Annotated in this window: 14 protein-coding genes and 1 riboswitch; of the genes, 3 read left to right on the forward strand and 11 right to left on the reverse strand. The window is 63.2% G+C overall.

Annotated features, from left to right (window positions below; translation table 11 throughout):
* Positions 1-135: 135 nt before the first annotated feature.
* Positions 136-1,830, forward strand: coding sequence for a substrate-binding domain-containing protein (locus tag QM716_RS14710; protein ID WP_283304780.1), 1,695 nt, complete (start codon positions 136-138; stop codon positions 1,828-1,830).
* Positions 1,830-2,978, forward strand: coding sequence for a metallophosphoesterase (locus QM716_RS14715; RefSeq protein WP_283304781.1), 1,149 nt, complete (start codon positions 1,830-1,832; stop codon positions 2,976-2,978). The genes QM716_RS14710 and QM716_RS14715 overlap by 1 nt, the downstream gene beginning before the upstream one ends.
* Before the next feature lie 36 nt (positions 2,979-3,014).
* Here QM716_RS14715 and gcvP read toward each other — a convergent pair whose 3' ends face one another.
* The 11 genes from gcvP to QM716_RS14770 form a co-directional block, all read right to left on the reverse strand.
* Positions 3,015-5,873, reverse strand: a complete 2,859-nt coding sequence (gcvP, locus tag QM716_RS14720; protein ID WP_283304782.1) for an aminomethyl-transferring glycine dehydrogenase — start codon at positions 5,871-5,873, stop codon at positions 3,015-3,017.
* Positions 5,874-5,926: 53 nt separating this feature from the next.
* Positions 5,927-6,056, reverse strand: a riboswitch (glycine riboswitch).
* Positions 6,057-6,275: 219 nt separating this feature from the next.
* Entirely contained in the window at positions 6,276-6,830 is a 555-nt protein-coding gene (locus QM716_RS14725; protein WP_021344354.1) for a MerR family transcriptional regulator, read from the reverse strand.
* Between the two features lie 335 nt (positions 6,831-7,165).
* Complete coding sequence (locus QM716_RS14730) at positions 7,166-7,639, reverse strand: bifunctional nuclease family protein (protein ID WP_003946194.1); 474 nt, start codon at positions 7,637-7,639, stop codon at positions 7,166-7,168.
* A gap of 93 nt (positions 7,640-7,732) precedes the next feature.
* A complete protein-coding gene (gene ftsR, locus QM716_RS14735) occupies positions 7,733-8,470 on the reverse strand; it encodes a transcriptional regulator FtsR (protein WP_283304783.1) in 738 nt (245 codons plus the stop codon).
* Positions 8,470-8,964 carry a glycogen accumulation regulator GarA gene (garA, locus tag QM716_RS14740; protein ID WP_283304784.1) on the reverse strand — a complete coding sequence of 165 codons (495 nt, stop codon included), beginning with the start codon at positions 8,962-8,964 and terminating at the stop codon, positions 8,470-8,472. Before garA ends, ftsR begins: the two co-directional genes overlap by 1 nt.
* 210 nt (positions 8,965-9,174) lie before the next feature.
* Positions 9,175-9,579: a glycine cleavage system protein GcvH gene (gcvH, locus tag QM716_RS14745; protein ID WP_283304785.1), complete on the reverse strand. Its 405-nt coding sequence runs from the start codon at positions 9,577-9,579 to the stop codon at positions 9,175-9,177.
* A gap of 44 nt (positions 9,580-9,623) precedes the next feature.
* Positions 9,624-10,403 (reverse strand): DUF881 domain-containing protein, encoded by a 780-nt coding sequence (locus QM716_RS14750; RefSeq protein ID WP_283304786.1) that lies wholly within the window; start codon positions 10,401-10,403, stop codon positions 9,624-9,626.
* Positions 10,404-10,406: 3 nt separating this feature from the next.
* Positions 10,407-10,757 (reverse strand): small basic family protein, encoded by a 351-nt coding sequence (locus tag QM716_RS14755; protein ID WP_003946178.1) that lies wholly within the window; start codon positions 10,755-10,757, stop codon positions 10,407-10,409.
* Between the two features lie 13 nt (positions 10,758-10,770).
* Positions 10,771-11,637, reverse strand: a complete 867-nt coding sequence (locus QM716_RS14760) for a DUF881 domain-containing protein (protein WP_283304787.1) — start codon at positions 11,635-11,637, stop codon at positions 10,771-10,773.
* Positions 11,634-12,233 carry a CDP-alcohol phosphatidyltransferase family protein gene (locus QM716_RS14765; protein WP_283304788.1) on the reverse strand — a complete coding sequence of 200 codons (600 nt, stop codon included), beginning with the start codon at positions 12,231-12,233 and terminating at the stop codon, positions 11,634-11,636. Before QM716_RS14765 ends, QM716_RS14760 begins: the two co-directional genes overlap by 4 nt.
* Positions 12,234-12,342: 109 nt before the next feature.
* A complete protein-coding gene (locus tag QM716_RS14770) occupies positions 12,343-12,957 on the reverse strand; it encodes an NUDIX hydrolase (RefSeq protein ID WP_283304789.1) in 615 nt (204 codons plus the stop codon).
* Positions 12,958-13,096: 139 nt separating this feature from the next.
* Here QM716_RS14770 and QM716_RS14775 point away from each other — a divergent pair, with 139 nt between their 5' ends.
* Positions 13,097-15,232, forward strand: a complete 2,136-nt coding sequence (locus tag QM716_RS14775; RefSeq protein WP_283304790.1) for a bifunctional lysylphosphatidylglycerol flippase/synthetase MprF — start codon at positions 13,097-13,099, stop codon at positions 15,230-15,232.
* The last annotated feature ends 4 nt before the right edge of the window (positions 15,233-15,236 follow it).

Consider the following 15,236-nt stretch of genomic DNA (forward strand, 5'->3'; position numbering starts at 1 on the left):
GAACCCGAACAGCCTCGGCACCGCTCCCGGTGTCGAGGCTGTTCGCGTAGGCCCCGAAGATTCGTCACTAGACTGGCCGAGGACACAAGTCCGTTCAAGAGACATTCTTCGAGTGACCGAGTTAGGGCAAGGTACGTGGGCGAACATCGCGGCGGGTCAGGCGCCAGAGGTATCAGCAAGGGGCCGATTCTCGTCGTCGTGCTGATCGCCTTGATCGTGGCAGGCTTCTTCGGGTGGAAGGCCCTCAGCAACAGGATCGACGATCAGGGGCAGCAGGCAGCAGGTACGTGCGTCGAAGGTAACAAGACACTCGACGTCACCGCGGATCCGTCCATCGCGCCGCAAGTCGAGGAATTGGCCAAGCGGTACACCCAGACCTCGCCGGTGGTGCGCGATCACTGCATCGCCGTCGCGGTACACGGTGCACCGTCCTCGTCCGTCTCGACGGCACTCGAAGCCGGTCCGGAGGCACCCTGGGACGACGCAGCCCTGGGACCGCGTCCCTCGCTGTGGATCCCGACGAGTTCGTTCGAGCTCGCGCCGTTGGTCGGCAAGGCCGTGATCAACGGTGATCCTCGCTCGCTTGCGAGTTCCCCGATCGTTCTGGCCGTCAGCCCCGAGACCGCTGCAGCATTGGACAGCGCAGCGTCGGCGTGGAAATCGCTGCCGTCGGATGTGACACTCGCCCTGCCGGTCGGTAGTACCGAAACCTCGATGGCTGCACAGGCAATCGCCGCCGACATCGCCGACGCGGGTACCGGTCCGGTCACGACGGATCAGGCAAAGTCCGCTCAGGTCAACAGTGCGCTCAGTGCGCGTGCTTTACAGTTCCAATCCCTGCCGACTCCTCCCGCATCCACAGCCGAAGCCCTCGGAGCCTTGAGTGCCGGAACTCCGGATTCGGTGAAAGCCGTTCCGGCAACGGAACAGTCGATAGCGCAGAGCGCGAACCCGGCGATGACGACGTACTCCCCTGCCGGCGCAACGCCCGTCGCGGATTATCCGGCGGTCATCACCTCGGGGAGCGGGATCGATGAAACCGCGTCGCGCGCAGCGGCGCAGTTCGCCGATTTCATGCGCGAGTCCAGCCAGTCACAGTTGTTCGTGGGCGCCGGTTTCCGGGTCGAGGGTCACGAACTTCCCGATCTCGGCGGAGTGTCCGCAGCCAAGTTCTCGTCCACGTTGACACCGGCTTCCGCCGAAACCGCAGCGGCACTCGGTGAAATAGTGGCCAACCCGGTCTCGCCGCGTAGTGCCACCATTCTGATGGACACGTCGGAGTCGATGGGCACCGACGACGGTGGCAATACTCGCTTGGCGAATGTTGCTGCGGCATTGAATACTCAATTAGGTCGCAGCCCTGACGCTTCCGACATCGGCCTTCGCGAGTTCAGCACCAACACGGACGGAAGACCTTCCGAGCGTGTCCTGGTTCCGGGTGGTTCGCTGTCCGAGCCGAATCGGCGCGCCACGATCACCGATTTCCTCAACGGGCTTCGCGCCGGCGGAAAGACCTCCAAGTATCCGGCGCTTGCCAGTTCGTACAAGGCTGCGGTGGACGGTTTCGACGCGGGACGGGCCAACTCGGTGTTGCTGATCACCTCGAGTACACCTGACGAATCCACCACGACGCGAACCGAATTACTCAGCGCGATCGCCGCTGCGGGTAATCCGTCGCGTCCGGTGCAGGTCGACGTGATCGCAGTCGGTGCAGGCAACGACGTCTCTACGCTCCAAGACGTGTCGGATCGGACGGGCGGAACTTTGGTTCGCGTCGATTCGACGTACGACCCGGCGCTCGCCGCCGCAGTGACAAAGATGCTGTCCTGATGGGGCGCGTCGCGGTTTTCGCGGTTCTCCTCGCCCTTCTGACCTGGTTCCTGCACCGCAGACTCGTTCGTGCCACGGGCATGCCGAGACGATGGGCTCGCCTTGCCGACACTGCGCTTGTCGTCTTGGGGGTCTCGACGCTCATCGGGGTCGGTAGCGGCGAAATCTTCCCGACGTCGTGGGCGCGACCTATCGGATTCCTCGGATGGGTCTGGCTGGCCTCCTGGCTGTACCTGATTCCAGGACTGCTCGTGATCGGCCTGTTTGCCGGGATCAGTCGTCTGCGTGCACGTCGCACGGACACTACCGCCGAAGTCGACCCGTCCAAGCGTCGTACGCTGCAGTTGGCCACAGCGGCAGTCACTCTCGCGGCGTTGGGCACCGCCGGGTACGGCGTCTACGAGGCGTCGAACCCGAAGGTCTCCCGAATTCGGGTCCCCGTGGCACGCCTGCCCGAGGGCTTCAACGGATACCGGATCGCCCTGATCACCGACCTGCACGTGGGTCCGGCCCGCGGGGTCGAGTTCACTCGTAAGGTGGTCGAGATCGTCAATGCGCAGAACGTCGATCTGATTGCGATCGGCGGGGACCTCGTCGACGGCACCGTCGCGAAAGTTGCACCCGATCTTGCTCCGCTCGCCGATCTTCGGGCGCCGGACGGAATCTTCGGAGTCAGCGGCAACCACGAGTTCTACGCCGACGACGGTGGCAAGTGGCTGGACGTGTGGGAAACCCTGGGGATCACCACCCTTCGCAACAGCCGAGCCTCGATCCAGCATGACGGCGACACCATCGACATCGTGGGCATCCACGACTACACCTCACCGGCCCCGTACGAGCCGAATCTGACAGCCGCCCTCGTAGGCCACGATCCGAATACGTTCGCCTTGCTTCTCGCGCACGAACCGCGCCAGGCGATCGAAGCGTCCGAAATGGGTATCGATCTGCAACTGTCCGGGCACACCCACGGCGGGCAGATGTGGCCGCTGCGCTATCTCGTTCCGCTGCAGCAGCCGTCGGTGCAGGGTTTGGACAAGATCGGAAACACCGTGCTGTACACGACGCGTGGCGCCGGGGCCTGGGGCCCTCCGGTACGCGTCGGCGCACCGCCGGAGATCACCGTTCTCGAACTCGTACTCGAGAACTGATGATCTCCGGCGGCTGGTGAACTAATTACCTGCGAACTAGTTACCTGCGAACGCTTCGATCGGCGGGCAGGAGCAGACCAGGTTGCGGTCTCCGTGTGCACCGTCGATACGACGCACGGACGGCCACACCTTGGGGCGAGCCTTGCCACGCGGGAAGACTGCGATCTCACGCGAGTACGGGTGATCCCACTGCGCTGCAATGCTTCCGGCAGTGTGGGGAGCACCGCGGAGCGGGTTGTCCTCCACCGTCCACTCGCCGGCGCCGACGCGATCGATTTCGCCGCGAATGGCGATCATCGCCTCACAGAACTCGTCGATCTCTTCGAGGTTCTCGCTCTCGGTGGGCTCGACCATCAGTGTGCCGACCACGGGGAAGCTCATGGTCGGAGCGTGGAATCCGTAGTCGGCCAGACGCTTTGCCACGTCGTCGACGGTGACGCCGGTGTCCTTGGTCAACCCGCGTAGATCGAGGATGCACTCGTGCGCGACCATGCCGTTCTCGCCGGTGTAGAGAACCGGGAAGTACTCGTCGAGTCGACGCGCGATGTAGTTTGCCGACGCGATGGCGGTCAGGCTGGCGCGGCGCAAGCCCTGAGCTCCCATCATCCGGATGTAGGTCCAGGTGATGGGCAGGATGGACGCACTGCCGTACGGCGCTGCCGAAATCGTGCCTCTACCACCGAGTTCGGGGGCCATCGGGTGTCCGGGCAGGAACGGCGTCAGGTGTGAGCGCACACCGATCGGGCCGACACCGGGTCCACCACCGCCGTGCGGGATGCAGAAGGTCTTGTGCAGGTTCAGGTGGCTGACGTCGCCGCCGAAACGTCCCGGACGAGCAAGGCCGACAAGCGCGTTGAGGTTGGCACCGTCGACGTACACCTGGCCGCCTGCGTCGTGTACCGCTGCGCAGATGTCGGAGATCTCGTGCTCGTAGACACCGTGGGTTGACGGGTAGGTGATCATGATCGCGGCGAGGCGCTCGGCGTGATCGGCGATCTTCGCACGCAGATCGTCGACGTCGACGTCACCGTTGGGACGGCACGCGACAACCTCGACGCGCATCCCGGCCATGACAGCCGAAGCCGCGTTGGTGCCGTGAGCACTCGAGGGAATCAGGCAGGTGTCACGGTGATCGTCGCCGCGGCTGAGGTGGTAGTTGCGAATCGCGAGCAGACCCGCGTACTCCCCCTGGCTACCGGCGTTGGGTTGGAGACTGACGTTGTCGTAGCCGGTGACCGCGACCAGCCAGTCTTCGAGATCTTTGATGATTTTCAGCAGACCGGGTGCGTCCGACGTCGGCGCGAACGGGTGGATCGCGTTGAACGCGGGCCAGGTGATGGATTCCATCTCGGCGGTCGCGTTGAGCTTCATGGTGCACGAGCCCAGCGGGATCATGCTGCGATCGAGCGCAATGTCTTTGTCGGACAGCGCACGCAGGTAGCGGAGCATTGCCGTTTCGGTACGGTAACGGGTGAAGGCTTCGTGCTGCAGGTAGTCGGAGGTGCGCTCCTGAGCAGCGGGAACCGAGTTGCCCTCTGCTTCGATGGCGACAACAGCGTCTTCGATGCCGAACGCGTCGAGCACCGCGAGGACGTGGTCGGCGGTGGTGGCCTCGTCGCAGGAGATGCCGACATGGTCAGCGTCGACCAGGCGCAGGTTGATCCCGGATTCCTTGGCCGCAGCGACAACGTCGGCCGCCTTGCCCGGAACCTGCGCCAGTACGGTGTCGAAGAACGAATCGTGGACAACGGTCACGCCGCCTTCGCGCAGGCCGTTTGACAACGCGTGTGCGCGGGCAGCGACGCGCAACGCAATCGCCTTGAGTCCCTCGGCGCCGTGGTAGCTCGCGTACATCGCGGCGAGGATGGCGAGGAGCACCTGAGCGGTACAGATGTTGGACGTCGCCTTCTCGCGGCGAATGTGCTGCTCACGTGTCTGCAGCGCGAGGCGGTATGCCTTGTCTCCGTCGGCGTCGATCGAAACACCGACCAAGCGCCCGGGCAACTGACGCGCATGCTTGGAGTGCACGGCCAAGTAACCGGCGTGCGGTCCGCCGTACCCCATGGGAACACCGAAACGCTGGGTGGTGCCGAAGCACGCGTCCGCACCGAGTTCACCCGGCGAGGTGATGAGCGTCATCGCAAGGAGGTCGGCGCCGACGGCAACAAGTGCGCCGCGCTCGTGAGCTTCCGCGATGATCGAGGTGTAGTCGACGACCCGTCCCGAGGCTCCGGGAACCTGGGCGATGACGCCGAAGAAGTCGCCTTCGGGAAGACCGGCGGTGAGGTCTGCGGAGACGATCTCGATGCCGAGCGGCTCGGCGCGAGTCTCGATGACGGCGAGGGTCTGCGGGAACAGATCGGTGTCGACGACGAATCGCGGGGACTTGCTGCGGTTCGCGCGGCGCAGGAGCGTCATGGCTTCGGCGGCTGCGGTGGCCTCGTCGAGCATCGACGAGTTGGCCAGTTCCATGCCGGAGAGATCGGCGACCATGGTCTGGAAGTTGAGGAGGGCTTCGAGGCGGCCCTGGCTGATCTCCGGCTGGTACGGGGTGTACGCGGTGTACCAGGCCGGGTTCTCGATGATGTTGCGCAACAACACCGGCGGCGTCAACGTGTCGAAGTAGCCGAGGCCGATCATCGATGTCGCGACGGTGTTCTGGGCGGCGAGAGCGGTCAGTTCGGCGAGTGCCTCGTGCTCTCCGACCGGAAGGGGCAGAGCGTCGAGTCCGGCAGCGATGCCATTCGGTGCAGCGTCGAGGATGACGGAAGGAACGGCCTTGGTTGCCAGTTCGTCGAGTGAATCGACCCCGACCAGTTCGAGGATGCGCGCGAGTTCCGCGGCGTTCGGACCGACATGGCGGTCGGCAAATATACGGCTTGCAGCGTCGATCACGACAACTCCCAGACAGATCGGAGGATCAGGACACACACCGACCTGCGGTGTGTTCCTCCCCCTCTGTCGCATGCTCGATTCCCGAGCGCCTGAGAGATTCGGTAGTGATCCGCCAATCGACGGAAGCCACAGCCTTTCCCCGTCGGCGGGTGGGTTGTCCCACCGCTTTCCAGAGGCGTCGGAGCCCGTACGGTCCTTGGTGCCTGAGAGATTGACGGGGAGGTATTGCTCCTTCGGCGCCCTGATCCCGCTCACCACTGGCCTTTGAAGCAAAAACTGAAACAAAGACAAGTCGGTGAATCGGTATCCGAGGCTCTCCCGTACGCCGGCGACGCAGGCCCAGTCTAGTAGACCGAGGCGCCTACCTGCACCGTGGCATCCTCCAAAGAGATGTGACGTAGGTTATCCGGTTTTGCGGCTGGCGCGATTCTTACGTCGTGAGGCCAACTCGTCTTCCGGGTTGGGATCACTTTCACCGCCGTCGGCGCGCTCGGCCGGGAAGTCGGCGATGGTTCCGGTGAGTTCACGCATGGCGCCGCTGACCGCGATGCCGAATACACCCTGCCCACCTTGAAGAAGGTCGACGACCTCTTCGGGAGACGTGCATTCGTAGACGGTGGTGCCGTCGGAGAAGAGCGTGATGTTGGCAAGATCGCGCACGCCGCGCTTACGCAGGTGATCGACGGCAACGCGGATGTTCTGCAGTGAGATTCCGGTGTCGAGCAGACGCTTCACGATCTTCAGGACGAGGATGTCCTTGAAGGAGTACAGACGCTGACTACCGGATCCGGCAGCGCCGCGGATGGACGGCACGACCAACGACGTCCGTGCCCAGTAGTCGAGCTGGCGATAAGTGATGCCGGCAATCTGGCAAGCGCTGGGTACTCGGTATCCGACCAGATCGTCAGGAATGGAGTCGTCCGGGAACAAGCCGGGCTGCAGCTCTTCGGAAGACATTTGTGCAGTCGGATCGGCACTACCGGTTATGCCCGTTCCGCGCTCATTCGACTGTTCTTCCACTGCCGTCTCCCTCTCGCTTCGCCATCATGTAACCAACCTGTGCTATCAGCAGTCACGAGGATCCCGTGCCGACCGAACTTTCAGATGTGAATCCAAGGCAGGTAATTCCATGAGTGGACTTACCCAGAGTACGCCTCGATCGACAAGGCGAGAAGATCTCCACCGCACGCAACGCTAAGACCAGGAGGGTGCGCGGTCAACGCAACACGCCGACCGAGACTCAACCTCTACTTGAGAGTTGAAGACTAAAGTCCGTAACCGGTCAATTCACGCTAGCCATCGGTGGCTTTGAAATCGTCCGGCGAGATGGTGTCGAGGAATTCCTTGAATTTCTCGACCTCGTCCTCGCGCTCGTCGGGAATGACGAGACCGGCTTCGGCCAGGACGGCCTCCGATGCGAAGATCGGAACTCCGATGCGCAAGGCCAAGGCAATCGAATCCGACGGACGTGCCGACACGGTGGTCTGCTCGTCGAAGACCAGATCCGCGTAGAACGTGCCCTCTTGCAGGTCCACGATCCGCACTTCCTTGAGACTCCGACCGAAAGATTCGATCAGAATCTTGATCAGGTCGTGAGTCAGCGGACGCGCCGGCTCAACTCCCTGTTGTTCGAGAACAATCGCGGTAGCTTCGGTTTGCCCGATCCAGATCGGCAGGTACCGATCGCCGTCGGACTCCCGCAGCAACAGGACCGGCTGATTCTGAGGCTGCTCGACACGAACTCCGATCACACGCATTTCGCCCATCGAGCTTGCCTCCAACCTGACGTGATCCAGTCGACCGACTCCGATGCGGTCGTACTGAAATTCTATTCGAGTGAGCCCCGCTGATCGAGGAACTCAGCGATCGAGACTTCCCCGAACCGCCGATTTGACCAGACACGTGTGCAAAGTCAGTGACAGGGCAGCCAGTTCCCGGACCATTTCCTCGGCGCGATCACGCGCTCCGGCGTCACGACCCTTGGCAACCGGTCCGGCGATTTGAGTCACCAGTCCTGCTTCGCGGTCAGCAGCCAACTTGAAGGCCCGCAGATGGCGGACCTCCAAGCCGTACTCGGACATCGCTTTCGCGGTGCGCGCCAATGTCACGGCGTCCTCGTCGAAGAAGCCCGCCGCGCCGGGAACGACCAAACCGGTGCGGATCAGATCGGTCAGAAACCGATCGTCGATGTCGGCGCGCGCGAGAAGATCCTGACGACCGACTCGAACTTCGCGGTCGACACGGAAAGCCTCGGGCGAGATATCGCCCGTAGCGATCGACAGGACGCGCGCACGACGAGGCGGAGGAACTTCCGCACTCACCGTCGCAGCGCCACTGTCGATCGCTTCGAGTTGTTCTTTGATCACTTTGAGCGGCAGGTACTGATCGCGTTGAGCGGTCAGCACGAAGCGAAGACGCTCGCAGTCCTCGACAGAGAATCTGCGGTATCCCGACGGCGTCCGTTGTGGGCTGATCAAGCCCTCGGACTCGAGGAAACGGATCTTCGAAATCGTCACGTCGGGAAAATCTGGACGCAACCGATCCAGCACGGAACCAATCGACATTCCGGGCTGGCTCTGCTGCCGCACTGCCGTCATTAGCTACCCGCACCTGCTGACGACTCGCCGACCTGCGAACCGCCGGCACGAGGGCCGGTGAGGAACACCAGACGGAACTTGCCGATCTGAACCTCGTCACCGTTCGCGAGAACTGCCGAATCGACAGGCTCACGGTTGACGTAGGTGCCATTGAGGCTTCCGACGTCGACGACGTGGAAATCTGTATCTTCCTGACGGAACTCGGCGTGACGACGGCTGACGGTCACGTCGTCGAGGAAGATGTCGCTGTCCGGGTGCCGACCCGCCGACGTCGTCGGCTGATCGAGCAAGAAGCGGGATCCTGCATTCGGTCCCCGCTTGACCACCAGAAGGGCGGCTCCGGCGGGAAGACCTTCCACGCCCGAAACCGGCTGCTCGGCGGCCGGTGCTGCAGAGGAGGTGTTGTCGAGCTCATTGAGGAAGTCCGCACGGAAAACCGAAGTGGTCTCCGCCGGCGACTCCCCATAGCCCGCGTCGTTACCGTTCTCGCTCACTGTTTCTCCTCCTGGGTCAATCATCCAGATCATGAATCACTGGACTACGCAGTGCACTTTCTTCACGAGCATCTTTCACAGTCACGTTCGATACGGCCCTGCGCCCCGACTCGGCACATGCGTACCTAACGACCGTACCCTGCGCAGACCGCCGTGTGCAGCGAGACAGGCCGCGACACAACACGAGTTGGCCGGTCCACGCGTAGTTTTCTACTCGGACGTGAGTCCGTTGTACGCCTCCGCGTCCAGAGTTGCCGCGAGCGCGGCATCGAGTGTGGCTTCGTCGGTAACCTCGAGCTCGACCAACCAACCCTTGTCGTACGGATCGGTGTTGACGAGGTCAGGCTGTCCGTCCAATTCACCGTTGGCTGCAAGAACTTTCGCAGTGAACGGAGCAAAGATGTCGGAGACGCTCTTGGTCGACTCGACCTCACCGAGGGATTCACCGGCGGTCACGTCTTCGTCGACAGCGGGAAGCTGGACGAACACGACGTCACCGAGCTGCGACTGAGCAAAGTCGGTGATACCGACTCGAACTGAGGTCGGGCCGGTCCGCTTCACCCACTCGTGCTCCGCGGTGTAGCGCAGATCGGTAGGTGTATCGAGCTCACTCACAGTGGCTTCCTTTCACAGGCCGTCCGAAAGTCGGACGCAAAAGATCAATTTCCAGGTTGAGCGTATTGGCGCGGATTCAATTGTCGCAAGACGGAGATCGTGACCTGCTGCGATTGCTCGACCGAGGAAGTTCCGCCGTTGCGTGCGACGTTGTCGAAGACGCCTCCGGGAATGTTCAACGCTGCTGCCAAAGTCGGCGGATCCCCGATCGCGGTCACAGTGTACGGCTGCTCGATCCTGGTTCCGTCCAATTCGATTTCGCCGCCGCGCCCACTCACCCACGAGTTCACGCCGATACGTATGGGTTCGCCGTTCGCACCTGCGATCGAGATGGCTTCGGCACCGGCAGCACGCAATTCCTGGATGAGATCGAGAATCACTTCGGAGCCGACGCCGCCCGCCGGATCTGTCAGGGTCATCGTCACACCCGGTCCGGTAGCCGGAGCGGTCCCCACTTGAATGGAGAGCGAGGTCAGCCGCGCCCGCGCCTCGTCCAACGCTGCTCCGGTGTTGCCGCCGGCTTCCAAAGTGGCAAGCGATTCCTGAAGATTGGCAACGTCCTGCCTCAGCGCGGCTTCGCGCCGATTCAAGTTGTCGAGAACGACCAGGAGGTCGGCAGGGCGCGCGGCGTCGAGTGAATCTCCGGCCACGGTGCTGCGTACCTGTGTGGCAATCGCGACACCGAGCACGCCCAGGAGCACGGCAGCGAGGATGGCGAAGACGACGTTGGTGCGGTGTTTCGACGGTGAACGCAGCTCGTGACGACCTTCACCCGCAGTGGTGACGGGTGGTTCTTCGGGTTCAGTCGTGGAGTGTTCCGCCATGACTCACGCTCCGAACAGTCGGCGTCGCAATGCCGCTGCGTTGCCGAAGATCCGGATACCCAACACGACGACGATTGCCGTCGAGAGTTGAGTACCCACACCCAACTGATCACCGAGCCAGACGATCAACGACGCGACGAGCACGTTGAAGACGAAGGAGACCACAAACACCTTCGCGTCGAAGATCTCGTCGAGATACGCGCGTAGTCCGCCGAAGACGGCGTCGAGCGCCGCAACGACCGCGATCGGAAGATACGGCTGGATGACGTCGGGCACCTGCGGGCTGAAAACGACGCCCAAGACGATGCCGACGACCAGTGCTGCGAGTCCGTACAGGGCGGAACCGGCCTTCATCGAACTCCTTCTGTCACTTGGGTTCTGTGGGTTCTGTTGCCACCCGGACCGCGCGCGGCGTCGCGGGCGGCAGTGTCAACGAATCGTCTTCGGCCACCGCGAAACCGACCCCGTAGAGTTGCGAGACGCTCGACATTCTCACGTAGGCGTCGCTGACGACGAACTCTCGCTGCAGTGCGCGCGTGTCGCCGATCGCCTCGACGCGGTACGGCGAGAAGACAGGTTGGTTGTCGACGAGCATCGCGCCGCCCGCCTGACGGATGGTCACGGTCGGCCCGATTCGCACGCCGCCGACGGCAATTGCCTCCGCGCCGCCCGCCCACAACGCGTTGACGACGGTTTGCAGATCACGATCGAGGACGACGGTCTTGCCGCCGACGCTCCGCTGCGACGCGTCCGAGAGGTTCGGGCGTCCGGCCGGGTCCGTCAGCGTCACCACCAGTCCCTCACCGTGAACAGCTTCGGCCCCTGCACCGGATTCGACCGCTCGCAGTTGGTCGAGGACGGCGCTGCCGCGTGCATCGCCTTCGAGCGCCACGCCTCGGGCAGCATCGACGTCGCCGCCGAGCGAATCGCGGGACGCAGCCAGCGAATCGATTCGATCCTCCGCGTCACGGACCTTTGCCACCAACTCGCTTCGAACTTCTTCGGTGCCGGTCACCTGCTTTGTCGCCTGAACTGCAGAGACCGTGACGATGAACCCGATCAACAGTGCGCCGAGAGCCAGCCAGGGCCCCGTCTTCGAGGACGTGTTCTTGGTGTGCTCGTGTTGGCGTTCGAATGCAGTTGCTTCGTAGCCCGGGTCGAGATGTTCGGTCATCAACGACCGAAGCAGCGACGGTACCGGGTTACGACGGACGTCCTCCCCGGTCGACTTCATCGGGGCACGACCTCGTGCGTTCGCGCCACGTCGGCGGCCTTGAGCACGTAAATCGCTGCAGTCCACACGTACAGGACGGTTCCCCAGATCAGGAAAGCGAAACCGAAGGCATGGGTGAACGGTCCGATGACCCAGTCTCCGTGCCCGGCAAGGATCAACGGCAGCGCGAACATCAGCAAGAACGTCGCGGCCTTGCCGAGATAGATGACCTCGGGAGGTGGCAGTCCACGCCTGCGATAGATCGGCAGTGTCAACGCGAGCAGAAGGTCACGGCCGATGAGTATCGCCGCGACCCACCAGGGAATGAAATCGCGGGCGACGAAGGTGACCAGCGTCGTCACGACGTAGAGGCGATCGACCAACGGGTCGAGAAGAGCTCCCAGACGCGAGGTCTGTCCGAGCACCCTGGCCAGCTTGCCGTCGAGCCAGTCGGTGAACCCGCTGAGCATCAGCAGCGCCAACGCCCACCCGTCCGCGTGGGTGACCAGCAGCAGGTAGGCGAACAGCGGCAGAGCGAGTAGACGCACGATACTGAGCACGTTGGGAACAGTGAGAATCCGATCCGTGGGGATCGGTTCTTGTTCGCCAGAGTTCACTGCACACACCTCGCGTCGTTCGATTGCCGTGCGGCCAGCTTTCCACAGCGCGACGCACTATTCGCCGAGGCACCGCGGCCCGAACTGTCCCGAGCGTGTCGAGCTGCTCTCATCGCCAGGCGAACACCGGCTGCTCGAGGTTGTCGATGCGCGTGTGTCGGCCGTTCAGCACTTCGCGGAACTGATAGATGACAGCTCCGGTCGGCGCGTGGATCAGGCTCGTCCGGAACGGCCATTGGATCACGGGATTCGGTGATTCCTCGATAGTGACGAATCGCGAGTCGACGTCGAGTTCCTCAGACGTCACGGCGTACACCTGAGCCACCTCGTCCGGATTGGGTACCAGACCCGCGATGTCCTCGCCGGACCAGACGACAAACGGACGGATCACGAACCCCGAACGGGTGACGTAGTCGTCGAGTCGGCCGATGATGTCCGACTCAGGGACTTCGACGCCCAACTCCTCGGACAGTTCTCGAACCGCTGCTCGTTCGGACGTCTCACCCGGATCGACGCTTCCGCCTGGCAACGCGAACTGACCGGGGTGAGCTCGCATCTTGCTGGGCCGCTTGGTTACCGGAAACACCGGTGTCCCGTCCGCGGTCCGCATGACGACGATGACCACCGACGCAGAACGCCTTCCACCCAATTCGACCGATCGAGGTTCGAAAGCGGCAAGTGAAGTGACAACGTGGTCCCGATTCAGTAAATCTCCGTTCACCATGGCTCGACAGTAGCGCCACGAGTCCGAGCCCCCCAGTCAGTCTGGTCCATTATGACCGCTTCGCCTGATTATCGGTCGGTATTCCTGTCATGCTGAACAGGCAGAATCCACCGTGCGGCATGGCGAGAAGAGAACCTCGATGGCTGAGCAGTCCCAGACCCCCACCCCGCAGACCGAAGAGAGCGCACCGGGTGCGTCGAATCGGGCCTCTCGCTTTGCTTCCGACGCACTGAGCGTCCTGCGGCGCGTGCCGTTCACTTCGATCGTTGTCCTCACCATCACCGTCGTCGGGATTGCGACCGGCGCTTTGTGGAATCACGTCCGCACCTACTCGTGGTTCGACGACATCGCCTACGGAGTCCCTGCCTTGCAGGAAGGCAAGTGGTGGACACTCGTCACGGGGTGGTTCTTCGGATTGACGCCGGGCCAGTATGTTTCGCTCATCGTCGTTTTCGCCTTCGCGGTCGGCTGGTGCGAATGGCGCCTGGGAACGAAGAACGCGGCCCTCGTCACGATCAGCGGGCAGTTGGCGGGCGAACTCGGCGCTTCGCTACTCCTCTGGGCCGGCAGCCACACCGACTGGGATTGGGCCCGCAACCTCGCCACCCACCGCGACGTCGGTGTGACCACCGCAATCATCGCCGCTCTCGCCGCGACCACAGCAACACTCCGCTCGCCCTGGCGAATGCGAGTCCGCGCCATTCTGTGTGCGTACATTGCGATCGCGTTCCTCTTCGAAGGCCGCCTCGCCGACGTGCAGCACCTCATCGCGGTCGCGATATTCCTGCCGGTGGGCGAGAAGTTCTTCGGCATCGGAGAGCGCGGGTTCATCCCCCGAACCCGACGCGAGATCCGCCTGCTCGGATTCATCGGCCTGCTCCTGATCGGCGTGGTCGAGATCGCCGTCTGGCTGTTCCCCGGAAGCGGACCGTTCGGACCGACGGAAGCCGAAACCGGTTCGGGCTGGACCGCATTGATCGACGTGGTCATCGTTGCACTGATCGCGGATCAGTTGCGACGAGGACGCCGCTGGGCCTGGTGGGTTGCCGTCGTGTTCGGTTCACTGACGGTTTTGGCCACCGCCCTCGTCCTCGGTTCGGTCATCTTCTTCGACTACGAGAGCGCCGGCGCCGTCACGGTCGGAACCGCGCTGCTCTGGCTTCTCGAACTCATCTTGTTGATCAAGGGCCGTCACGCTTTTCACGTACCGATGCGGCGCAAGATTCGAGGCGGGCCGTTGTCCGGGAACGATCCGCGCGCTGCCGCTCGGGAACTGCTCAAACAGCACGGCGGCGGAACCATGTCGTGGATGACGACGTGGGACGGCAACAGTTACTACTTCGGCGAGTCGGGTGACAGCGTCGTCGCATTCCAACGGCACGTCGGCGTCGTCGTAGTCCTCGCCGATCCGATCGCGAGCCCCGACCGACTTGCCGTAGCGGTCGACGAGTTCACGACGATGTCCGAATCCAACGGCCTCACTCCCTGCTTGTTCTCCGTGGGGAAGGAGACAGCCGATGCCGCCGCGCGGCGGGGCTGGCGCACCGTTCAGGTCGCCGAAGACACGATCGTCGACCTGCCGGAATTGCAGTTCACCGGTAAATCCTGGCAGGACATCCGCTCGGCGCTCAACAAGGCCAAGAAGGACGACATCACCTTTCGGATGACAACACTGGCCGACGAGCCGTTCTCCGTGCTGGCTCAGGTGCGCGCCATCTCCGAGGAATGGGTGGGCGACAAGGGACTACCCGAGATGGGGTTCACCCTCGGCAGCGTCGAGGAGGCGCTCGATCGCGACGTCCGGGTCGGTTTGGCCGTCGACCCGACCGGAAGCATTCACGGCGTCACCTCGTGGTTGCCGGTGTACGGCGAAGGCGGAGTGGTCCAGGGTTGGACGCTCGACGTCATGCGTCGACGCCCGGACGGGTTCCGTCCAGTGGTCGAGTTCCTCATCGCATCGTCGGCCCTCGAATTCAAAGAACAAGGTGCCCAATTCGTCTCACTGTCCGGAGCACCACTCGCCCGCAGCGACGACGGCGCCGACGCCGCATCCATGGACCGCCTGCTGGACATGCTCGGAGCCGCGATGGAACCGCTCTACGGCTTCCGGTCTCTTCACGCGTTCAAGAAGAAGTTCAAGCCGAGGTACGAACCCGTTTTCCTGTGCTTCCGCGACGAGGCCGATCTGCCTCGGATCGGAATCGCGCTGACGCGTGCATATCTTCCCGATGCGACGGCTCCCCAGCTGATCAAGCTCGCTACCAGCAAGAGTTGACGCC

This window comes from Rhodococcus sp. IEGM 1409 (assembly GCF_030056735.1).
Classification (GTDB): domain Bacteria; phylum Actinomycetota; class Actinomycetes; order Mycobacteriales; family Mycobacteriaceae; genus Rhodococcus_F.